The 21,376-nt window shown below is 60.9% G+C and carries 19 protein-coding genes; 12 read left to right on the top strand and 7 right to left on the bottom strand.

The annotated features are described in order from the left end of the window. The first annotated feature begins 3 nt into the window (after positions 1–3). From rocF to AV929_RS07865, 7 genes are all read left to right on the top strand, one after another. Positions 4–951 carry an arginase gene (rocF, locus tag AV929_RS07835; protein ID WP_049942903.1) on the top strand — a complete coding sequence of 316 codons (948 nt, stop codon included), beginning with the start codon at positions 4–6 and terminating at the stop codon, positions 949–951. A gap of 176 nt (positions 952–1,127) precedes the next feature. Then, the gene (locus AV929_RS07840) at positions 1,128–2,450 is read left to right on the top strand and encodes an aspartate aminotransferase family protein (RefSeq protein ID WP_064287926.1); all 1,323 of its coding nucleotides are present in this window, start codon (positions 1,128–1,130) and stop codon (positions 2,448–2,450) included. A gap of 59 nt (positions 2,451–2,509) precedes the next feature. Next, positions 2,510–3,298 carry a basic amino acid ABC transporter substrate-binding protein gene (locus AV929_RS07845; RefSeq protein WP_064287927.1) on the top strand — a complete coding sequence of 263 codons (789 nt, stop codon included), beginning with the start codon at positions 2,510–2,512 and terminating at the stop codon, positions 3,296–3,298. Between the two features lie 4 nt (positions 3,299–3,302). Then, positions 3,303–3,983, top strand: a complete 681-nt coding sequence (locus AV929_RS07850; RefSeq protein ID WP_014040117.1) for an amino acid ABC transporter permease — start codon at positions 3,303–3,305, stop codon at positions 3,981–3,983. Next, positions 3,980–4,732, top strand: a complete 753-nt coding sequence (locus AV929_RS07855) for an amino acid ABC transporter ATP-binding protein (RefSeq protein WP_014040118.1) — start codon at positions 3,980–3,982, stop codon at positions 4,730–4,732. The genes AV929_RS07850 and AV929_RS07855 overlap by 4 nt, the downstream gene beginning before the upstream one ends. Then, a complete protein-coding gene (locus AV929_RS07860; RefSeq protein WP_014040119.1) occupies positions 4,729–5,715 on the top strand; it encodes an amino acid ABC transporter permease in 987 nt (328 codons plus the stop codon). The genes AV929_RS07855 and AV929_RS07860 overlap by 4 nt, the downstream gene beginning before the upstream one ends. A gap of 42 nt (positions 5,716–5,757) precedes the next feature. Next, complete coding sequence (locus tag AV929_RS07865; RefSeq protein WP_014040120.1) at positions 5,758–6,474, top strand: helix-turn-helix domain-containing protein; 717 nt, start codon at positions 5,758–5,760, stop codon at positions 6,472–6,474. Between the two features lie 352 nt (positions 6,475–6,826). Here AV929_RS07865 and AV929_RS07870 read toward each other — a convergent pair whose 3' ends face one another. Continuing rightward, positions 6,827–7,864 carry a tyrosine-type recombinase/integrase gene (locus AV929_RS07870; RefSeq protein ID WP_064287928.1) on the bottom strand — a complete coding sequence of 346 codons (1,038 nt, stop codon included), beginning with the start codon at positions 7,862–7,864 and terminating at the stop codon, positions 6,827–6,829. Beyond that, positions 7,861–8,274 carry a DUF5805 domain-containing protein gene (locus tag AV929_RS07875; protein ID WP_014040122.1) on the bottom strand — a complete coding sequence of 138 codons (414 nt, stop codon included), beginning with the start codon at positions 8,272–8,274 and terminating at the stop codon, positions 7,861–7,863. Before AV929_RS07875 ends, AV929_RS07870 begins: the two co-directional genes overlap by 4 nt. A gap of 1,436 nt (positions 8,275–9,710) precedes the next feature. On the opposite strand from AV929_RS07875, the gene AV929_RS22775 reads away from it, so the two are divergent. Continuing rightward, positions 9,711–9,833, top strand: coding sequence for a hypothetical protein (locus tag AV929_RS22775; RefSeq protein WP_004962120.1), 123 nt, complete (start codon positions 9,711–9,713; stop codon positions 9,831–9,833). Between the two features lie 597 nt (positions 9,834–10,430). Continuing rightward, complete coding sequence (locus AV929_RS07885) at positions 10,431–11,027, top strand: hypothetical protein (protein WP_023843222.1); 597 nt, start codon at positions 10,431–10,433, stop codon at positions 11,025–11,027. A gap of 174 nt (positions 11,028–11,201) precedes the next feature. On the opposite strand, the gene AV929_RS07890 is transcribed toward AV929_RS07885, so the two are convergent. Genes AV929_RS07890 through AV929_RS07900 form a run of 3 tightly spaced genes read right to left on the bottom strand, consistent with a single transcriptional unit; the run spans position 11,202 to position 14,805 of the window. After that, positions 11,202–11,624 (bottom strand): hypothetical protein, encoded by a 423-nt coding sequence (locus tag AV929_RS07890; RefSeq protein WP_050007401.1) that lies wholly within the window; start codon positions 11,622–11,624, stop codon positions 11,202–11,204. A gap of 47 nt (positions 11,625–11,671) precedes the next feature. Next, entirely contained in the window at positions 11,672–13,594 is a 1,923-nt protein-coding gene (locus AV929_RS07895) for a HAMP domain-containing protein (RefSeq protein ID WP_064287929.1), read from the bottom strand. Positions 13,595–13,596: 2 nt separating this feature from the next. After that, complete coding sequence (locus AV929_RS07900) at positions 13,597–14,805, bottom strand: ABC transporter substrate-binding protein (RefSeq protein ID WP_064287930.1); 1,209 nt, start codon at positions 14,803–14,805, stop codon at positions 13,597–13,599. A gap of 336 nt (positions 14,806–15,141) precedes the next feature. On the opposite strand from AV929_RS07900, the gene kdgK1 reads away from it, so the two are divergent. The 3 genes from kdgK1 (at position 15,142) to AV929_RS07915 (ending at position 19,016) form a co-directional block, all read left to right on the top strand. Continuing rightward, on the top strand, positions 15,142–16,101 hold the full coding sequence (gene kdgK1, locus AV929_RS07905; RefSeq protein WP_014040128.1) for a bifunctional 2-dehydro-3-deoxygluconokinase/2-dehydro-3-deoxygalactonokinase: 960 nt from the start codon (positions 15,142–15,144) through the stop codon (positions 16,099–16,101). Between the two features lie 100 nt (positions 16,102–16,201). Continuing rightward, on the top strand, positions 16,202–17,992 hold the full coding sequence (gene pyk / locus AV929_RS07910; protein ID WP_014040129.1) for a pyruvate kinase: 1,791 nt from the start codon (positions 16,202–16,204) through the stop codon (positions 17,990–17,992). A gap of 52 nt (positions 17,993–18,044) precedes the next feature. Beyond that, a complete protein-coding gene (locus tag AV929_RS07915) occupies positions 18,045–19,016 on the top strand; it encodes an ROK family protein (RefSeq protein ID WP_014040130.1) in 972 nt (323 codons plus the stop codon). 30 nt (positions 19,017–19,046) lie between these two features. Here AV929_RS07915 and AV929_RS07920 read toward each other — a convergent pair whose 3' ends face one another. Next, positions 19,047–20,222 (bottom strand): Cdc6/Cdc18 family protein, encoded by a 1,176-nt coding sequence (locus AV929_RS07920; RefSeq protein WP_064287931.1) that lies wholly within the window; start codon positions 20,220–20,222, stop codon positions 19,047–19,049. A gap of 62 nt (positions 20,223–20,284) precedes the next feature. Next, entirely contained in the window at positions 20,285–21,376 is a 1,092-nt protein-coding gene (locus AV929_RS07925) for a hypothetical protein (RefSeq protein WP_064287932.1), read from the bottom strand.

Consider the following 21,376-nt stretch of genomic DNA (forward strand, 5'->3'; position numbering starts at 1 on the left):
CGGATGTCCCTTCAGTCTACCCACTCGCGAGACCACAGTCGTTCCGTGTCACCTGTCGCGGTGCTCGGTGTCCCCTTCGCGCTCGGTGCCGACCGGCGTGGCGTCGACATGGGGCCGTCGGCGATTCGCTACGGCGGCCTCAGTACCGCCCTCGATACGGCCGGCGTCGAATACACTGACGCTGGGGACCTCGCACTGCCGACGCTACAGTCGCAGTCGGCGACCACCGACGACGGCGCGAAGTACCTCGATGCGATCGCCGAAATGACCGACACCCTCGCCGACCGGGTGGCGACGGAAATAGCCGACGGGAGCGTGCCGCTGGTGTTAGGCGGCGACCACTCTATCGCGATGGGCACGATGCGTGGCGCGGCCCAGACGGACGAACTTGGCGTCATCTGGTTCGACGCCCACGGCGATTACAACACCCCGACTACGTCGCCTAGCGGGAACGTCCACGGTATGCCGCTTGCGGCCGCCCATGGCTACGGCGACTTCGCAGAGATGCCGTGGGCGACCGCCCCGAACGTCGCCGAGGAGAACACCGCCATCGTCGGAGCGCGGAGCCTCGACGCTGACGAACGAGCGGTCCTCCGTGAGAGCGACATCTCCGTCTTTACCATGGAAGATATCGACAGGCGCGGTATCGGACCGGTCACCGACGAGGCGCTCGACATCGCGACCGACGGCGTCGACGACATCCACGTCAGCCTCGACCTCGACTGGCTCGACCCGGACGACGCGCCGGGGGTCGGGACGCCAGTCCCGGGCGGCGTCACCTACCGGGAGGCACATACGGCGATGGAACGGGTCGCCGACCGCGACGCCGCCGAATCGGTGCTGCGCTCGCTCGACGTCGTCGAGGTCAACCCTATCCTCGACCAGCGCAACACGACGGGCGAACGAGCGGCCGAACTCGCCGCCAGCGCGTTCGGCAAGCGGATCCTGTAGCGTATCGTAGCCATTGAAAATCAAGGCACACCTGATCGCATGACGGCAGTGCGATCAGTGTGTACATCGTTTCAATTGTTACTATAGCTTCGAACCGCGGCACGCACCCAGTTGTGTGGCCGGCACGCGGGGCCGGAACACAGTGATTTATTACCAATGATGGCGATTGTGATAACATGGACCGCAATACTGCGGAGCCGCGTGTCGATAGCCTTCCCGGCCCACAGAGCAGCGAGTGGGTCGAGTACCACCACGAAACCGCCGCGCCGAGCACGTACGTGTACGATTTCGTCTGGGACATCACTGAAGACGCAATCGGTCCGTTCTGTACCGATGCGGACGGCAACGTCCTGCTCGATTTCACCTGCCACGTCGCCGCGTCACCGCTCGGCTACAACAACCCGAAAGTGCTCGACCGAGCCGACGAGTTCGACATGGTCGACCCGCTGAAAATAGCCGGCCAGGACTTCTACGTTAGCACCGGCGGCTCGCCCGACGAAACGTCGCTGCCGGGTCCCGCCCACCTGATGGATAGGCTGACCGACATTACCAGCCACTACGACTTCGACACCGTCTTCCTCTCGAACTCCGGCGCAGAGGCCGTCGAGAACGCGATGAAGATCTGCTACGACAACTGCGAGACGCCGAAGTACGGCATTACCTTCGACGGCGCGTTCCACGGTCGGACCCTGGGAGCGCTCTCGCTGAACCGTTCGAAGTCCGTCTACCGCCGGAAGTTCCCCGAACTCAGCGGGATCCACGACGTGGAGTACTCCGAGGCCGGGGTCAAGCGCCTCCGTTCGAAACTCGACGCAGACACCGGCCACATCCCGCCCGAGGAAGTCGCATTCCTCATCTTGGAGCCGATACAGGGCGAAGGCGGCTATCGCGTCCCGAGCCCCGAGTTCCTCTCGGCCGTCGACGACCTCTGCCGGGAACACGACATCCCGATCATCGCCGACGAAATCCAGTCGGGAGCCGGCCGCACGGGCGAGATGTGGGCTGTCGACCACTACGACATCGAACCGGACGTCATCACGAGCGCGAAAGCGCTCCGGGTCGGCGCGACCATCTCCCGCTCGGACATCTTCCCGTCCGAAACGTCGCGGCTCTCCTCGACGTGGGGGGCCGGAGACATCCTCGGCTCCATGCGCGGCGCACTGACACTCGCCGCTATCGAGGACCACGACCTGCTGGACAACGCCGCCGAGAAGGGGACGTACTTCATGGATCGGCTCCGCGAGGTTTCGGCGGACCGTCAGCTGGTCGAGGACGTTCGCGGTCTCGGCCTGATGACCGCGCTGGAGTTCGACACGGCTGACCGACGCGATGCCGTGATGGAAACCGCGCTCCAACACGGCCTTCTCACGCTCGGCTGTGGCCAGAAATCCCTCCGGCTCCTCCCGCCACTCGACGTCACCGAGCGCGAACTGGAACTCTGTCTCGACATCCTCGATTCGGTGTTTACCGAGGTTGCAGACCCTGTCGCGTCGGCCTGACCCTCGCGACTTCTGCGGTAACCGAAATGTTAAAATATGATTGATTCGACTGTGGGACTATGCCACGAGAGGCACGCGTAGACAGACGGAGGTATCTGCAGGCAATCGGTGGCACTGTCGCGACCCTGTCGGTCGCTGGCTGTCAATCGGGCAGCGGGGACTCACAGACGCTCACCGCGGGAACAGCGCCGGGCTTTCCGCCGTTCGAGATGAAGCAGGACGGCGAACTCGTCGGCTTCGACGTCGAGTTGCTGGAAGCTGTTATCGCGGCGTCGGAGTACGAACTGAGCGGGTGGGAAGAACTGGAGTTCAAATCACTCATTCCGGCGCTGAACAACGGGAACGTCGACGTCGTCGCGGCAGGCATGACGATCAACGACGACCGCGACGAAGCGATCGACTTCTCCGACCCGTACTACAGTTCGAACCAGGCCATCGTCGTCCGCGAGAGCGGGTCGTTCTCGCCGTCGTCGTTAGACGACCTCTCCGGGGCGTCAGTCGGGGCACAGAAGGGGACGACGGGTGAATCCGTCATCAAGGACCAGCTCATCGAAGCGGGGACGATTCAAGAGTCGAGCTACAACGCGTACGGCAACTACGTGCTCGCCGTCGAGGACCTGCTGAACGAAAACGTCGACGTCATCATCATCGACGTCCCCGTCGCGAACTCTTTCGTGGCAGACCGCCCCATCGAATCCGCGTTCGTCCACGAGACCGGCGAGCAGTTCGGCTTCGGGATTCAGTCCGGTAACGACGAACTCGCGGGTGCGCTCAACAGCGGGCTGACTACCGTCGAGGACGACGGGACGTACCGGGACCTGACCGAGAAGTGGTTCGGACAGAAGTGAGGCCATGGCAGCAATCCTACTCCAGACCGCTGACTGGCTGTTCGTCGCCAACAACTGGGGCCTGTTGCTCGGCGGGACAGCTGTCACCATCGCGCTCACCGTCTCCAGTATTCTCCTGGGATTCGTCGTCGGGTTCCCGGCCGGTGCGATAGAGGTGTACGGCTCGGACAGGGCCCGGCGGTTGGTCGAACAGGTCGGGGTCGTCCTCCGTGGCACCCCGCTGCTGGTCATCATTATGATTCTGTACTTCGGCCTCTCTATCTCCAGTAGCGCGTTCGTCACGGCGACCATCGCGCTCGGTCTCCGGAGCGCCGCCTACCAGTCACAGATCTTCCGCGGTGCGCTCCAGAGCGTCGACGACGGACAGCTGGAAGCGGCACGCGCCGTCGCGATGTCCCGATTCGAAGCGATTCGACACGTCGTCGTCCCGCAGGCGCTCCGCCGGAGCGTCCCGGGGTTCCAGAACGAGTTTACCATCGTCCTCAAGGACACAAGCATTGCCATCGTCATCGGAATCGGCGAGCTGCTGACGACGGGACAGAACCTCTACGAAGGCGGGCAGTCGACGGCGGCACTCGAAATATTCCTCGCCGTCAGCCTCGTCTACTTCGTGCTGACGTTCGCGACGAATCGGTCGCTCGACAAGCTCAGTGACTACTACGCCGTACCGGAGGGAACGACATGACACAGCCACTACTTTCAATCGACGACTTGCACAAGTCCTACGGGAACGAAGAGGTACTGGAGGGCGTGGGCCTCGAGATGGACCAGGGCGACGTGACGGTCCTCATCGGCCCCAGCGGCTCGGGCAAGTCCACGCTGCTCCGATGTGTGAACCGACTGACGGAGATCAACAGTGGCCGGATCGCCCTCGACGGGCAGGACGTGACCGGAGCCGACACTGACGTCAACGAACTCCGAAAGGAGGTCGGCATGGTGTTCCAGGATTTCAACCTCTTTGCGCACCTGACGGCGCTCGAAAACGTCACGCTCGGCCCGAAAAAAGTACTCGGCATGGACGCTGCTGACGCCGAGGAAGCCGGCCGGACCCATCTCGAACAGGTCGGATTGCTGGAGCAGGCCGACTCCTACCCCGCTGAACTCTCCGGCGGACAGAAACAGCGCGTCGGTATCGCGCGCGCACTCGCGATGGATCCGGAACTGTTACTGTTCGACGAACCGACCAGCGCGCTCGACCCGGAACTCGTCGGCGAGGTCGTCGAGGTGATGCGCGACCTCGCAGCGGAGGGCATCACGATGCTCGTGGTCAGTCACGAGATGGACTTCGCGCGGTCGGCCGCGTCGGACATCGTGTTCCTCGACGACGGTGAAATCGTCGAACACGGCCCACCGGAGCAACTGTTCCAGAACCCGACAGCGGACAGAACCGAACAGTTCCTGAGCAGATTGCACGCACACGAGGAGACGGCATGAGCACGGCCGAATCGACAACGTCGCCGAATCCGGGGCTCCGTGACCGCGTGGAGACGGTCTTCACCGTCCGCCCCCTCACAGTCGGCCTGGCACTGTTCTGGGTCTGGGTTCTCGCCCGCTGGACCACTGATTTCGTTCTCGCGGGGGTATTCGGGCTTGACCGCGGCACGCCGTTCGTTCCGGCGGCCCCGTTTCTGACGACAGCGGACACTGTCGCCTCGCTCGCCGCGTCACTTGGTGTTGCCGGAGCGCCGCTCGTGTGGTTCGCCGACGCGCTCCGGTTTGCCGCCGACGCGACGGCGTATCTGCCGGCACTGGCCCACGGCGTCTGGACGACGGTGCTACTGACGGTCTTCAGCGTCTGTCTCGGGTTCACGCTGGCGCTCCCGCTCAGCGTCGTCCGCGTATACGGTGGGCGGTGGGCCCGCTGGCTCGCCCTGTCGTACACGGAACTCATCCGCGGGACGCCATTGCTCGCCCAGTTGTTCGTCCTCTACTTTGCGACCTCACTCACGCAGGTTCTCAGAGGCGTCCCGGGGGTCGGCGTCGGATTCATTCCCGCGCAGGCGTTCTGGGTCGCTGTCATCAGTTTCACGCTGAACAGCGCCGCCTACCAGTCCGAGTATCTGCGCGCGTCACTGGAGTCCGTCGACGGCGGGCAGTTGACCGCTGCACGCGCCATCGGGCTCTCGAAGCTCGAAGGGATACGGTACGTCGTCGTTCCACAGGGCCTCCGACTCGCGCTTCCCAGCTGGACGAACGAACTCGTGTACCTCATCAAGTACTCCTCGCTGGCGAGTTTCATCACCGTCCAAGAGCTGTACGGCCGGACGAGTACCATCGCTAACGAAACGTACCAGTATACCGAACTCTTCGTGCTGGTGGCGATACTGTATCTGGCCCTGGTCGTGTCGGCATCAGCACTGATGGACCGAGTTGAATCGCACACCGCAACCGCCGGTGTCGGACACACCAGACAATGATTACGCTCTTAGGGTCTCCGATCAAATATTTCAGCACATCCCATGAGCCAAACCGATAGCGCCGGAGCACGGCTAACACTCGACCTGTGGCATCCGAACTGCTGGGCTATCGAAGCGACCGACTGCACTGATGGCGGCATCCTGGCACACACGGTGCAACAGACCGCCCAGTCGCCAGCGGCATCGGTCAATGGCGTGTTTACAGCGTACGGCGCTACGAAGTCAGACGTCGAGAACTGCCTCGACGCAGTCCGTGCGTCACCTCACGCCGGAGAGATACAGGAACTTCAGGCACGCATCGGACACAAGCGCGATGCACCGGGAACCGTCGTCAGACAGTTCCTGCTAGAGTACGACCCAGAAGAGTTAGTCTGCCCAACACTCCTCGAACACGGATTCGTCCACAGCGCGCCCGTTCGTATCGAAGACGGGCGCGAACGGTGGCAAGTGAGCTTCACCGGAGAGCGGCCCGAAATACAGTCCGCACTCGATGCCGTCGAAGCCGACGCCGACGCTGACGTGTCGGTCGAGTCCATCGTCACGCCTGACAGCGACTCCGAGCGGTCGGTGGGTGGGCTCCGAACCGACTCGCTAACGCCGGCCCAGCGGCGCGCGTTCGAAGCGGCCCGCGAGGCCGGCTACTATCAGTGGCCGCGTGGGATTTCGGTCCGCGAACTCGCCGACCAGATGGATATTTCGAAGACCACGCTCCTCGAACATCTCCGAACTGCGGAGTCGAAACTTCTGGACCCCGAGTAGCCCTCCCAGGGACCTGCATCCGGAAGGGTCTACGTCTGAGACGTGCGTGATCCCGGCATCTGCAGCCACCAGTAGGACGTTCCATTTCGAGCCGGTATGATCTCTTGTAGTCCGGTCGGGAGTCCCCCAACAAGCGCGTGCCAGAGCGCTGCTCGGTCGAGCTACCTGCTGGGAGGCCCCGCAGTGTAATCCGGCCGTACCTCCTGTCTCGTATGCGGCTATCGAAATCGTCCATTGAGACAACACAGCTGAGAAGCAGAATCCGCCCAGTTCTATATAGCGCTATATGATTTATTAGTTCAGCAGCCACCAACCGGAGTGCGGCAATAGTGTTGAATAGACAACAATAAAATCACAGTAGCGAGTAAATTTCGGCCTCGTACACATCCCTGACCCGAGTTCCCCATTCGTGGGTGTAGGTATCGATGACGTCCTGTGCCACGTCGCCTCTGAGGTATTTGACGACGCCGCGATCACCGGTCCGATCCCGAAGGTGTGTCGTGAAGAAGTGCCGGAAGTAGTGCGGTGTAACGTTCTCTTCGGCTCCCCCACCGTCCGAGTACCAACCGAACTCGCGCGCGTGGGATTCGACGATGTGGTGTACCATATTCGGCGTGAGTCGCTCCCCCCAGCTGTCGCTTGTAGACACAAACAGCGGCGCTGCTGGGGACTGTGTGTCCGGCCGAATTGCGAGCCAGTGCCGCAGCACTGATGCCAGTTCGGCGTCGACAGGGATCGTCGTCTCCCGTTTCCGCTTGTTGGACGCTGTCCGCTCTTCCCCGTTACTGGCCTCGCCACGAGCCGTGTCTGCCGCGACGAACAACGAGTCCGGACGCCCGTCGAGCCCCGCTCGGACCGGGATCTCCGGTCTGGGGCCGGGGGTTTCGAGGTTGAGGTCACGGATATCGAGGTTACACAGTTCGCCGGCCCGCATACCCGTTTTCAGCAACGTCACTACGATAGCCCGCTCTAGCGGATGTGGGACGCTGTCGACGAACGTCCGCATCGACTGGAGGTCGATTTCGCGGCGGGTCGGGTCGGTATTGATGGACTCGTCCATCTCTTCCATGACCAGCGTCATCGGGTTCGATTCGAAGACACCTACCTGTGTCATGTACGCGAAAAACCGGTGTAGATAGGAGGCGTACGTCGCGACTGTGCTTTCTTCGACGTTACCGCGGAGGCTGTGAACATATGCCATGCAGTCCCGGTGGGAGGCCTCCTGGACGGGAATGGGCTGGTGGCCGTCTGCCAGATAGGACTCGAAGTCCCGAAGGACGCGCTCGTAGGAGGCACGAGTTCGGTCGCTCTTTCCGTGGTACGTGATGTCATCGAGGAAATACCCGACCGGGTCCGACTCGGCGTCCGGCGTGGTCGTATCCGTGCTCATTCGTCCCGAACGTACCCTCCGTGTCGCCCGCTGTACTGCACTTCGTTGTTGGACTGCAGTTCCTGCAGCGTCTCTTCGAGGCGTTCCTCGATATCGTCGGTCAGTTCGGCGAGCAGGTCGTCCCACTCGTAGTAGTCTCCGTCAGCCAGAATCTCTCGGACCCGGTCTTCCAGCCCGTCACCCCCAGGGGTAGCGTCCGGAGAACGGGGTTCCTCGCTCTCGCTCTCAGCGGCGTCCGACTCGGTTGTTTCGGATGCTACTGGCTCGAACCCGCTTCGGCCCGCCTGTACCATCGTCCGGACGAACTCGCTTTGACTCATATCCAGTTCCTCGGCGTGGGCCTGCCACTGTTCTTTCTGGTAGGCCGGAATGTACGTCCGAACCGTCGTTCGTTCACTGTCACTGGACACATTTTACCCTGGGACGCCGGGGACTTCAATGTAGTCCCATACTCAGGGATAAACACACTTATTTGGGTGCGTGGTACCCTATTTGCGGGATTTATGCGCCGATACTGATATTAGTCTGTCATTTTAGCAGTAGATAAGGTCAGATACACAAATACAAAAGGGGCGTAGATTTCTGTCCCTCATCTGATCGGTCCATTCCATTACCCGGATAAAGTGCTCTGTTGAATAGCGGTGTTGGTTGAGGTGGTCGGAATTTGAGTCGGCTTGTTAGTAGCTGACGCTAGTGGTCTCAAGACCGGGGTCGTCTCAGTGTAGCTCAGATGCCGCTATTCAACAGAGCAGAGTAGACTGCTGTGTTGAATAGCGGTGCTGGTCGGGACAGTGGAAATTTGAATTGACTTGTCAGGGGCTGATGCCGGTAATCTCAAAATCGGTGCCGCCTCACCGTGGCTCAGGAGACGCTATTCAACACAGCAGGATAAAGACGTATGGTAGCACAGTCACGGATTGTCAATACGAGGCAGTGTCGTTCTGATCTAGTGAGAGACCACTTCGAGTGGGTCCGAGACTATTCCGGCCTGGTTCAGCTACTCACCAATACTCAAACCAGTGGACCGGACAGTCTGTCGCAACCGCTCAGGTGTCGCAGACCCTTCCTGCATACTGTCCCCTTGCTCTCTCACGCTGCATACCGACAGCCGCGACTTTCCCGGATGACACGCGCGTCAGTTCTGGTGACGCGCCTGTTGGCGCTGTTGCCAAATGGAGAGGCCGTCTATGTCCCGCCGTAATCGCCATATTACGACTTTATTGGGGGAAGCCGTCGTTGCCTAAGTATGCCGGGACTGTTCTCTCTCGGACTCAAGGCCCCAAAGTGTACTCCACAAGCTGCTAAAGCGCGCACCCGTCGCTGCTACAGTGCCAGTCTTGGCGACCCTCGCGACCCTACACACCACTGGTTCGCTGCAGTGGCCGAAAAGCGCCCTCTCGCCACGAGAACACGATTTGGTTCTGTTCCGTCGTGGCTCGGTTGGGAAACACAGATCGCCGTTAAAATACCCTATCGACGGTTCCGCAGCCAAATGCAGAATGGCCTTCCTCAGAAGCGACCGCTGCGTACCGGTGACTTCGGCCACGGTCAGCCATATTCGATATTTCCGCTCCCGACTGAGCGGAATGTCCCGCTTTCCACCACCGTCCCTGAACGCTCTGTTCAGTGCAAGGTATAGGACGCTGTCAGCAACCAGATACGTGACCTACTCGAGCCTTGCTATCCCTTTTCCACATGGATCACCCAGGTATATCGAAAGTGGACCCAATATAAACCGCGAGTGCCAGAGAATGTCGGACTGAAACCCTACTTCATTAGCGTGTCCAGGCTGAAGCTAGCGACATGCGCGTTCGACGATACGCACTTTCTCAGGCGGGTGGGTCCGATGGCTAACGACGCACTTGTCCTTTTGTTCATGATTGCGATTGTACTCGTAGTCATGGCTGTTACCCTTATTGGTGGGTTCTATCTGGTCAAATACCTCGTCGAGCGGACGTTCAATTCGTGATCTCGTTTCCTCACCAGTGCGCGTCGGAAGTCTGTGGAGCTAAGTGGCTGAGATTACTGTCTGTAGTCCATCTACTGTCCTCGGACTCACCATCACACGGTCTGTTCCGAACACATAAACTGTATGCCGCTATATCGAATGGGGGTTGGTGGTCGAAACGACGTGAATTTAGCGGGCATGTCCCGGTCTCGAACACCTCGCTGGTTATGCCCGAGAGCGTCGTTTCACAGATATCCGTCGAGAAGTCGTCGATATGGCTGACGACTCGATCAACCGCGATCTCTTTGAGGAAACAGCGGCGGCTCGCCACTGGTTCCACAGTCAAGGGTAATCCTATTGCTCGTCGTCCGTGTTCGAAGCGCCGGAGCGACGGTCGTCAATTTGGTTCGTCTCGTCGGACGTAGGTGGTTCAACCTACTCAGTCTCACATGGAATCAGCCGATCCAACAACTACACTTCTGAATAGCGGGAACTCTCTTTATCTCTCGGCCACCGCATTTCAGAAGCTACTGATGAATTTGGTTCGTTCTGTGGCACTTTGCGCCCAAATGTCAGCATAAGATTATATATAGTGGGGACTTGGATGGGAAACGGAGTATGGGTGAGGTACAAAGTCAAACCGGTGGTGGACTGTCACCACTTCGGTTCATGGTACAGAAGTACAATGAAGTGATTGACCGCGTCGTCGAGGGCATACTAGTGCCGTACGGGACACGCATAGCATTCCTCACGTATGCCTTCGTTTTTTCATATTATGGGTTTCTGAAGGTCCAGGCACTGTTTAGCGGGCTATCGACACCAGTCCGTGGTGAGGTCCATGCGGTGGTCACTATCCTTGGTCTTCCGGAACTAGGGATCTCTCTGACCGCAGTGATGGTGTTCATTGGAGTGTATGAGCTGACGATCGGGCTGTTGTTCCTCCTCCAGAAAATTCGGGCCATATTTTTCCTGTTCCTTGGCCACCAGTTTGTCACCCTCGCGACGCTCGTGATTGCCCGATCCGCGTACTTCCAGGAACCGTTTCTACTAGGGACAGTTCCGTGGCTGTTTGACGCGTTCGCGGCGTACATTCTGAAAAACACGATATTCATCGGTGGCTTTCTTGTACTGGCTGCTGTGGAACTCGGACAAGGAAGCCCCGAGGCTGCGACAGCTAAATCCGCTAAGATGGAGTCAGCAGTGTCGACTGATTGACCGCTGGCGCTAAAACGGTTTAGCACGGTGAACGCGGTGGGGGTAGTTGTTGCCCCACCTCAGTGATGTCGAATGTTGTACCAGCGCTGGGTCGTTGCCGAACCGCAGTTGCCACCAGCCCCGGCGCTGTAGAGCAGCCTGTCTGTGGTGCAGAGCGTCCTGTAAAATAGACTACTACTTGTCTTCTCCAGTCGCCACTCCCAGAATCGTTGTCTCGGCGTCGAAATATGTCGGGGCATCGGTATCGATTTCGAATTCAAGAACGGTTTCAAGATCACCGGTCCCCTCAGTGAGTTGCTCGGCGAGATCCGTATAGCCCTCTGCGAGCGTCCGGTATTCGTCGATTTCGTCCTGTTTCGCCTGTGCTCGCTTCTGCTTGGCCTCGATGTTTTCGACAGCGGCTTCCGCATCGGGTTCCGGTCGGCCTGAACTTTCAGACAATGTCGCACGAGCGTCGGCGGTGTCCTGTTCGATTTCTTCGAGCAAATCGGAGAGCTCCGCACTGCGCTGGTCCAGATGGCCAGCAAGAATCGCAGCCTGGGTTCGACAGTACTCGGCGAGTTCCGCCTGCGAGATTTCTCCTGCGTCGTCGCTCATTGAAAGAAGTACGTCGCCAGCGCGAAAATCGGTTTCGGTGAACCGGATTACTCTTCTTCCTCTTCGCCCAGACTCTGTGACGGACCGCCCGAGAAGACGAACTCGTGCTCGGCTTCGGTCTCGAAGCGGTTCAGGATGTCACCGAGTGGCTTCGCGTAGCGTTTGAGCTGTTCGGCACGCGAAGACACTTCGTTGAGCTCTGCGGCCTGCTCTTCGGCTGCGCCGGCCACGGTCTGGGTTTCGGCCATCATCTGGTCACTTGTCTCGGCTGCCGACTGTAGCGTCGTCGCCACCGTCCGGAACCGCTCGAGCGAGTCACCAAGGTCGATGTCCGGATTGTCCGCTTCCAGTTCTTCGAGCGTGTCCACGAGGGTATCGAGGTCCTCTGAGATGGTCGCGAGGCGGTCCTTCTGGTCGTAGGCGTCGTCGGAGATTTTCTGTGTGGATTCGGCCACCTGCTCGGACGCGTCACGGACGGACTCCGCACTCGACAGAACGACGTCTCCGGATTCCGCGACTTCGTCGGCGAAGCTGTTGAGCTGACCGATCGTCTTTTCGAGTTCGTCGACCATGCCGTTGAACTCGCTGGCGATCCGGTCCATCGACTCGTTCTCGCCGTCGGTTGCCATCCGCTCGGTGAGGTTTCCAGCGGCCGTCTCCTCCATCACGTCGGAGAATTCTTCGGCCTTCTTCTGGAGGTATTTGTTGACTTCAAGGGCTTCCGCGCGGGAAACCTCTGCCTCTTTCTGTGCACGCTCGGCCTCGTTGATCTGTTGTTTGAGCGCGTCGCGCATATCAGCGAACCCGCTGTACAGGCGGCCGATATTGTCGATACGACTGGTGGCGATCTCGACGTCGAGGTTCCCCTGTCGCATCTGGTCCGTCTTTCGGGTCAGGCGGTCGATGGACGTTGCCGTGTTGTACCCGAGTATCGCACCGACGCCCGCGATGAGCAACACCATCAGTGCCGTGCCGATAAGTCCGTACTGCTGGACGTTCTGGACGAAGCCAAAGACCGCGGAGTTGGGTGCGTGTACGAGAACGACCCAGTCAGTGCCCTGAATCGGTGCATAGCCGACAGTGTAGCGCTCGTTGAGTACGTCAGTCGCCGGCATGTCAGCGGTGACGCCGGACTGTTGCTCCGACGAGCGGAGGTCATCTGCCGCGTCGATCGGTTCCGTGGCAGGGCTGTTCGAGCTATACGACTGCAGCATGTTTTCGCCGAGGCCGCGGCTCCCGTCTCTGGATTCGTCGATCATGACGACCGCCGACCCGTTGACGACCTGCGTGAATCCGCCTTCGGCCCTGTTGTTCCCCTGAAGCGAGTTCGCGATTTCGTCGAGCGAGTACTCGATGAGGATATACCGGTTCTGTGAGGCATCGACAGGACTGGCGAAGCCGACGACCGGGCCGGAGTTCGTCTGGTACACGTCGGAGACGGCGACATCGCTTGCCGTTTCGAAGTTCGCACCGGTAAGCCAGGCCCTGCTCGTCGATTCGAGCGCCGAGTTAGTCAGCACCTGTGAGTTAGATGTGCTGGCGACAACCTGGGATTGGCCGGCATTCCGTTCGACCAGATGGATGTCGGCAGCATCTGCGGACAAGGCGGCTTTCCGATTGTTGAGTTCGATATTGATGTCTTCGGTATCACTACTGGCCCAAACGTCGTCGGAAGAGACGAACTGGGTCGATAACCGGTTTCGATCAACCCACTGTGACAGGATATCAGCCTCCTGTGCGGCGGCGTTTTCGTAGTCGCTCAGAACCTGTTGTTCCGTGTAGTTCTTGACTTGCTCTGTCGCGGCAAGGCCGATGAGCCCAACCGACAGCGCCATCACGAAGAGGACGATACCGAATTTGAGTGCGAAGTTTCGCCGGATGAAATCCGGGACGACTGTTGCAAGAATCCCACCGGAGGCGTTCGAATCGTTTTCTGAACTGTCTGGTATCTGTGTGTCTCCTGAACTCATAGCTAGTTCCCTCCAAGCGAGCAGTTAGCCGCTGGACCGCTGTCGCATGCGTACTGTACATCCGCTGGTTCCCCAATCAGGCCGTAGTAGGTGCCGTAGGACTGCTGAACCTCTGGCTTTCCTTTCACGACTGGCACCTGGCGCATCGCCTGGTGGTCACAGGCTCGGAGCGTCTGCGGTCCGAGACCGGCGTCGTACTCGTGTCCTTCGAGCGCTCCGATGACATCGATCGGATTGAACGTTCCCACCCGCTCGGCTGCACTGGCGTATTGTAGCGTTTGCGTGTATGCGATGTGGGCTGCTCCTGATGGGGACGCCGATTTCGAGGTCCCCGTCGAACTGCCGTACTCCTCACGGAACGATTCTCGGAAGGTATCAGACAGCGGCGAGTTGATTGCCGGGCTCCAGGCGACCGTCCCGATAACACCCTCTATCGCATCGCCTGCGGTCCGGGCAATATCTTTCGAGGCTATCGGAAGGACGATATTCGACTCCGGGAACTCCTCCCGGAACGCTCTGAGTGCGTTTACTGCGTCGAGGCCCCCCAGTCCGAGCACTATCACGTCGAAATCGACCGACTTGATGTCTTCTGCGTACTGAGAGTAGTCGGTCGTTCCGACCTGTGCAGTTGTGTCCCAAACAGGTGCCCAGCCGAGATTCCCGAGGGCTGTATCCATCTCATCCCGGAGCGTCTGTCCCCACTCATTGTCCTGGGAGATCTTGACGTAATTGACGTCGTCTCCGAACTCGTTACTGAGGGCCGGAGCCAGCGCTTTGGCCGCCATGTGGTTGTTGTACATCTCGCGGAAGGAGTACCGGTTGCAGTCGATACCCGTCAGCGAGTTCGCGTTGGCCATCGTCGCCATGTACACGACCTGGTTCTGTGCGGCGACCTCCTGATTGGCCAGGCCGGAATTGCTGGACGTTCCGCCAGCAAGCATAATCACCTCCTCGCTATCAACAAGCCGCTGTGCGTTGCTCCGGGCGGTCTCCGAATTACCACCCGTGTCTTCGACAGCGAATTCGACATCCTTATCGAGAAGTCCGTCACCGTCCAGCGGTGACTCGTACTGCTCGCTCGTTACCCACCCACCACCGTTGTTAATGTGCTTGACCGCGAGTTTGAAACCTCGGAGCTCCTGCTTGCCGGCCGTTGAGTATGCCCCCGAGGAAGCGACGTTGAAACCGAACGTCACCGAATCCCCGGACACCGGAAAGTTTCCAACTGGCGTTGGGGTCGGCGTCCCGTCCCCATCTGTCACTCCCTCGCTGCCACCACAGCCTGCAAGTCCGGCCAGTCCGGCCGCACCAATCGAACGGAGTAGGTTCCGCCTAAAGACGGACGGCCCACCACCATCTCTCCCTGAATCCATACTGGCGTGTCTAAATTAGTATAGCACATAAACTTTTGGAGAAAACTTATACTGTCCATAACCCATGACGAAAAATACGAGCTAACGCCCTCCACCCCAGTAAGGTGTAATTAACAGGTCCGTTAGACGACGGGTTCTCCGGGATTTATACCCAGCCAGTGAGCAACGTCGGATATGACGGAGTTAGTTACGTTCGGTGAGACGATGTTGCGGTTGTCGCCACCTGACGACGAGCGACTGGAGACTGCAGACCAGTACACCGTCAGGGCGGCTGGTGCGGAGTCAAACGTCGCGGTCGCTGCTCAACGGCTTGGGCTCGATGCATTGTGGGCCTCAAAGCTCCCCGACTCACCGGTTGGTCGCCGAGTCACGGGAGAACTCAAACACCATGGCGTATCGGTCGATGTCGCCTGGGACGACTCGGACAGCGCCCGACAGGGAACCTACTATCTGGAGCAGGGTAGTCCACCGCGGGGCAACGATGTTATCTACGATCGCCAGAGCGCCAGTGTCACGACCGCCACACCGGGGGAGCTTCCGACGGAGACCATCGCGGACGCCGCGGGATTCCACACCTCGGGTATCACACCGGCGCTCTCAGAGACGCTCGAATCGACCACTGCTGACCTCCTCTCGCTCGCACAGGACGCGGGCACGACCACGAGCCTCGATCTGAACTACCGCTCGAAGCTCTGGACGCCGGCGGAAGCCCGCTCGGTCCTGACCGGGCTATTCCCGTCTGTCGACGTACTCGTCGTCGCCGAACGCGACGCGAACGTCGTGTTGGACCGGACCGGTGATGCGGAAACGATTGCCCGGGACCTCGCCGCCGAGTACGGGTTCGAAGCAACAGTAATCACCCGTGGCAGCGACGGGGCGCTCGCGCTTGCCGACGGGGCTGTAACGGAGCAACCGACGTTCGAGTCGACCGACGCCCATCCGGTCGGGACCGGCGACTCCTTCGTCGGCGGCTTCCTCTCGCAGTATCTCTCCGGTGGCAGCGTCGCGGACGGGCTCGCCTGGGGTGCTGCGACAGCCGCACTCAAACGGACGATTCCGGGTGACATTGCCGTCGTGTCACCCGACGAGATCCGTTCGATTCTCAGTGGCGACACGGAAGCGATTTCCCGGTAGCTACGCCGTCCAGCAAGGTTCTTATCCCTTCGCGGGGAACGGCAGGGTATGATTAACTATGAACGCTGTAAACTGTGGCTCCCCAGAGACGGAGGTCACAATGCGTAGCGCAAAGATTGTCTGTACCCTCGGCCCTGCGTCGGACTCGGTCGACGACATCGCGTCACTTGCAAAGGCCGGTATGTCTGTTGCCAGACTGAACGCGAGCCACGGTTCGCCGGAACACCGCCGTGAAATGATCGATCGCATCCGCGAGGTAGACGAGGCGGTCGAGGAACCGGTCGCGGCCATGCTCGATATGCCTGGGCCGGAAGTCCGGACCGCGGAGATCGACGAGCCGATTCAGCTCACGGAGGGGTCCACCATCCGCTACGTCGTCGGCGACGACGCGACGCCCGAGGAGGTCGGCCTCTCGCAGTCGATCACGGCGGTCGAGCCGGGCGACCGGGTGTTGCTTGACGACGGACGCATCGAGACGACTGTCGAACGTGTCGAGGACGACACGGTGTTTGCGACCGTCGAGAACGGCGGTGAACTGGCCGCCCGCAAGGGTGTCAACGTTCCCGGCGTCGAACTCGACCTGCCGACGATTACGGCAAACGACGAGCGAGAACTCGACGTGGCCGCCGAGAAGGAGCCGGATTTCGTGGCCGCGTCGTTCGTCCGTGACGGCGAGGACATCTACGAGATCAGCCAGGCGCTCGAAGAGCGCGGCGTCGACATCCCGATCATCGCCAAGATCGAACGGGCCGGGGCCGTCGAGAACCTCGACTCGATCATCGACGAGGCCTACGGCGTGATGGTTGCCCGCGGTGACCTCGGCGTCGAGTGCCCGCTCGAAGACGTGCCGATCATTCAAAAGCGTATCATCCGTCGGTGTCACGAGGCCGGCGTCCCGGTCATCACGGCCACCGAGATGCTCGACTCGATGGTCCACTCCCGGCGGCCGACCCGCGCGGAGGCCTCAGACGTAGCAAACGCAGTGCTTGACGGCACCGATGCAGTGATGCTCTCGGGCGAGACGGCGATCGGTGACCACCCGGCTCGCGTCGTCGAGACGATGGACCGGATTATCCGCGATGTCGAGAGCAGCGAGGAGTACGCCGAGTCCCGGGAACAGCGCGTGCCAAACGCCGGTGACACCCGGACAGACGCGCTCGCGCGCTCCGGTCGGTTCCTCGCTCGCGACATCGGGGCGTCGGCGATTGTCGCCGCGTCCGAGTCCGGCTACACCGCTTTGAAATCGGCCAAGTACCGGCCCTCGATCCCCATCGTCGCGTCGACGCCGAGCGAGCGCGTCCGCCGGAAGCTCGCGCTCTCGTGGGGTATCACACCCGTAACGACCGAGTACACCACCGAAGGCGCTGATGCCGTCATCCAGACGGCAGTGCAGGCGGCTCTCGACACCGAAGCCGCGGACAGCGGTGACACGGTCGTCGTTCTCTCCGGGATGATGACTGAACTGGAGGGGATGAACACGGCGAACATGCTGAAAGTCCACGTCGCGGCCGAAACAGTCGCTAGCGGTCGGTCCATCGTCGACGGCCTGGTGACCGGCCCCGTCCACCGGATTTCGACAGCGCCGCCCCGGGAGTCGCCGGGCGACCTCTCGAACGTCCCCGACGGGGCTATTCTGGCAGTGCCCGAAGGGTTCGACGGCGAATTCGTCGGCGACACCAGCCGTATCGGGGGCATCATCGACGCCCACGAGGGCGTCACGAGCTACGCGGCCATCGTCGCCCGCGAGCTTTCGATTCCGATGATCTCGAACGCGGACTTGCCCGATGCTGTCTCCGACGGATCGACCGTCACGCTAGACTCCGAGCGCGGCGTCGTCTACGAGGAGGCCGTTGGCCGAGAGGACATCTCGGGCAGGGAGCGAGACTACTGACCGCGGTAGAATCTGTGTAGTTAAGTATCGGTGGGGCAACCCTTCGACCAGCATGGGCGCTTACGCAGGGGTCGACCTCGGAGCGACACATATTCGGGCTGTTATCGGTGACGAGACGGGTTCGATACTCTCGTCACACAAAACTGAGACACCGCGTGGACCGGCAGGTATCGCGGTCACGGAGGCGGTCCTCGACGCGATCCGACAGGCCTGTGACGCCGCCGATATCGCCCCCACAGACGTGGTTGCCGCCGGTATCGGGTCCTTCGGTCCGATGGATCTGGCCGAAGGGGTCGTCGAAAACCCCGCGAACCTCCCCGACACCATCGACCGGATTCCGCTGACCGGGCCGGTGGAAAATCTCATCGGCAGCGAGCGGGTGTCGCTGCACAACGACGCCAACGCCGGCGTCATCGGTGAGCGGTTCTACTCGGACCGGAGCCCCGATGACATGGTGTATCTCACAATCTCCTCCGGGGTCGGTGCCGGGGTCGCTGTCGACGGGAATATCCTCTCAGGCTGGGACGGCAACGCTGGAGAAGTCGGCCACTTGACGATCGACCCACATGGGTTCATGACCTGTGGCTGTGGGCACGACGGCCACTGGGAAGCGTACTGTTCGGGCGAGAACATCCCGCGGTACGCCACACAACTGCACCGGGAGGACCCCGTCGAGACGGCGCTCCCGATCGAGACTGAGGAGTTTTCCGCGGCGGATATCTTCGAATATGCCGGCGAAGACGAGTTCGCGTCCCACGTCCTCGACCAGATCTGTCACTGGAACGCGATCGGCGTCGCGAACATCGTCCACGCGTACGCGCCCCTCGTCGTCTACGTCGGTGGGGCCGTTGCGCTCAACAACCCCGAGCAGGTGCTAGACCCGATCCGAGACCGGCTCGACGACATGGTGATGTCGAACATTCCGGATATCCAGTTGACGCAGTTCGGTGACGACGTCGTAGTCCGTGGCGCACTGGCGTCCGCGCTGACTGGCGGCACAGGTGACCCGTCACAGCGCGTTTGAAAAGCGTCGACCTGACCGCGAAACGTCGGCCTACTGTTGCAGGTCGTACAGCCGCCGGAAGGCCGTCGGGGGGAACCGCGGTTCGACACGGCTCGGCGGGCGGCCCTGTCCGTTGGTGGTCGTCGCCTCGACACGGTCGACGACACCGGATTCGGCCATTTCGTAGAGGAACCGTTTGACCGTCCCGGCCGAGAGATCGACTGATTGTGCCGACGCAATCGCCTCCGTCGTTGCCGTTACCGAGGAGCGTTCGCTCTCCTCCAGGTCGATGAGTTCCCTGAGAACGGCCTGTCGGTTCGTCGGCAGGGAGAGGACGACGCCCAACGAAACACAGGGGTCGGGCACCTCCGCGATGGCCGCGTCGACGTTGGCCTGTGTGATCCGGTCCTGGCCCCGTTCCTCGGCCAGTTCTGCAGCGATAAACAAAGCGGCAAGGGCATCGTGGGCGTTGCCGTCGGCCCAGTCAGCGATATGTCTCGCCTGACCGTGATCAAGTCCCTGCTGGGCCAGCCCGTTCGAGGTTCTGGTCATCAACACGTCGACGAGCATCTGCCGCTGATAGCGGTCGATACTGATCGACTCGGCGGTGTACCGCGTCAGTTCCGTTGTCGACGGGTCGTCGCGACCGATAGCGAGCCAGCTAACGTTGCTCGGTAAGCCAGCAAACAGGTCAACGAGGGCCGGGGCCTGGATGCTCTCCGGTTCGCTGATGTGGTCGACTGCAATGACGATGCCCGTGCGTTGCTCTCGTACCAGTTCGTGGAGTCGGGATTTGAGCGTCTCCGTCCCGATCCCGTGTTCCGGCACCGATTCGTCCACGAGCGAGTCCAGCACTGCATGGTAGAACGCGAACTCGCTTGCGGTCTCTCGGGCGTTCACGTAGACGAACGACGGCGAGGTCGGTGGCTGTGCACGGGTCGTCGTGTGGATAATCGCCTGTTGTTCCGTCGGGAGCTGTTCTAAATTGGCGAACAGCGCCGTGATAACTGCGGACTTCCCTGAACCACGGGGGCCGTACACGTACGCGTTCGGCGGAAGCTGCCCATCGAACACCGGATCGAGGTGGTCGAGTAGGCGCTCGAGCACCGGACCGCGGTCAGCCGGCTCCTCTATGTGGACGACCGGTGAGATCGACTCGTAATCCTGAATGAGCCGTGGCTCACCGTTCCGGCGTTGTCGACGCTTGATTCTCGCTTCGATGTCCATGCTTGGAAATTAGATCGTGTGTATATTCGATTGGACCTGTAAATAAAAAGCCGTATGAGTTCTTACGGCAGGGGGATCGCTGCGGACGTCGTGAACACTCCAGCCAGTGCCAGAATGCCCAGGATGAGGGTCGTCGTGATGATCGAGGCGGCTGGCGGGTCAAAGTGCGTATCCGAGTGCGCGTAGAAGATGCGCTGGTAGACCTCACCGAACAGCGCACCCAGGATACCGAAGAATGCGCCCAGTCCGAGCGCGACTAGGACGCTCGCTCCATCCGTCATCGCCATACTAGCGACGAACGTTGCTGGGAGCGTCATGTGGTGTGTGACCGGGAATTTCTCCACGCCGAGGTTCAGGAACAGCAGACTCGCTGCTGAGATACCGAACGGGAGGAAGAGACTTCCAGTCTTCGCGAAGATGTACGCACCGAGGATGCCGGTGATGAGCCCGAGCATTGCGACGTGTGTCCACTTGTACTGGTGTGGCAGCCACGGCTCGACAGCCGGTCGCTCGGCAGCCATGGCTCCGCCATCCGTTGCGACTTCTTCACTGTTGCTCGACCGCATCTTTCCGCTCTCGAACGGCGACATATCGAGCAGGCCACTTCCGCGGGCACGGCCGATAACCGGGTAGCCGAAGGCCAGACGGGCGATAACAGCCGTCAGGATAACGCCTGCTGCAGGCGGGTCGATTGGAATCCCGAGTCCGCCGGACGTCTGCCGGATTGCCATCCCCAGGATGCCGAACACACCACCGACGGCGAGGACGTCCGGTCGGGTACCGAGGGCGTAGGCGATGTCCTTCGCCGGGTGGTAGTCACCGTCGTCCGGCTCGTACATTCCGTCGTACTTCGCGGCGTAAGCGGCTGCTGCCACACCACCAGCGAAGGCGACGTGTGGCCCGAACACGGGACCGAAGGCCAGCGGGCCGACGATGCCGGCTCCGTACCCACCGGCGCCACCCGCGATGACGTCAGGAGAACCGCCGACGAACGACTCTGAGACGACGTTGCCGGCTTCTCCGATAAGCACCATGAAGCCGGTGAAACAGAACGCCGGGAGTGCACCGATAGATGCCCCGAACGCGCCGCCCGCGAACGCCGCGATGGCGAGGACGAGCATATCGACTGCCGTGAGTCCGAATGCGATTGCCAT

The sequence above is a fragment of the Haloarcula sp. K1 genome, from assembly GCF_001647155.1.
Taxonomy (GTDB): Archaea; Halobacteriota; Halobacteria; order Halobacteriales; family Haloarculaceae; genus Haloarcula; species Haloarcula hispanica.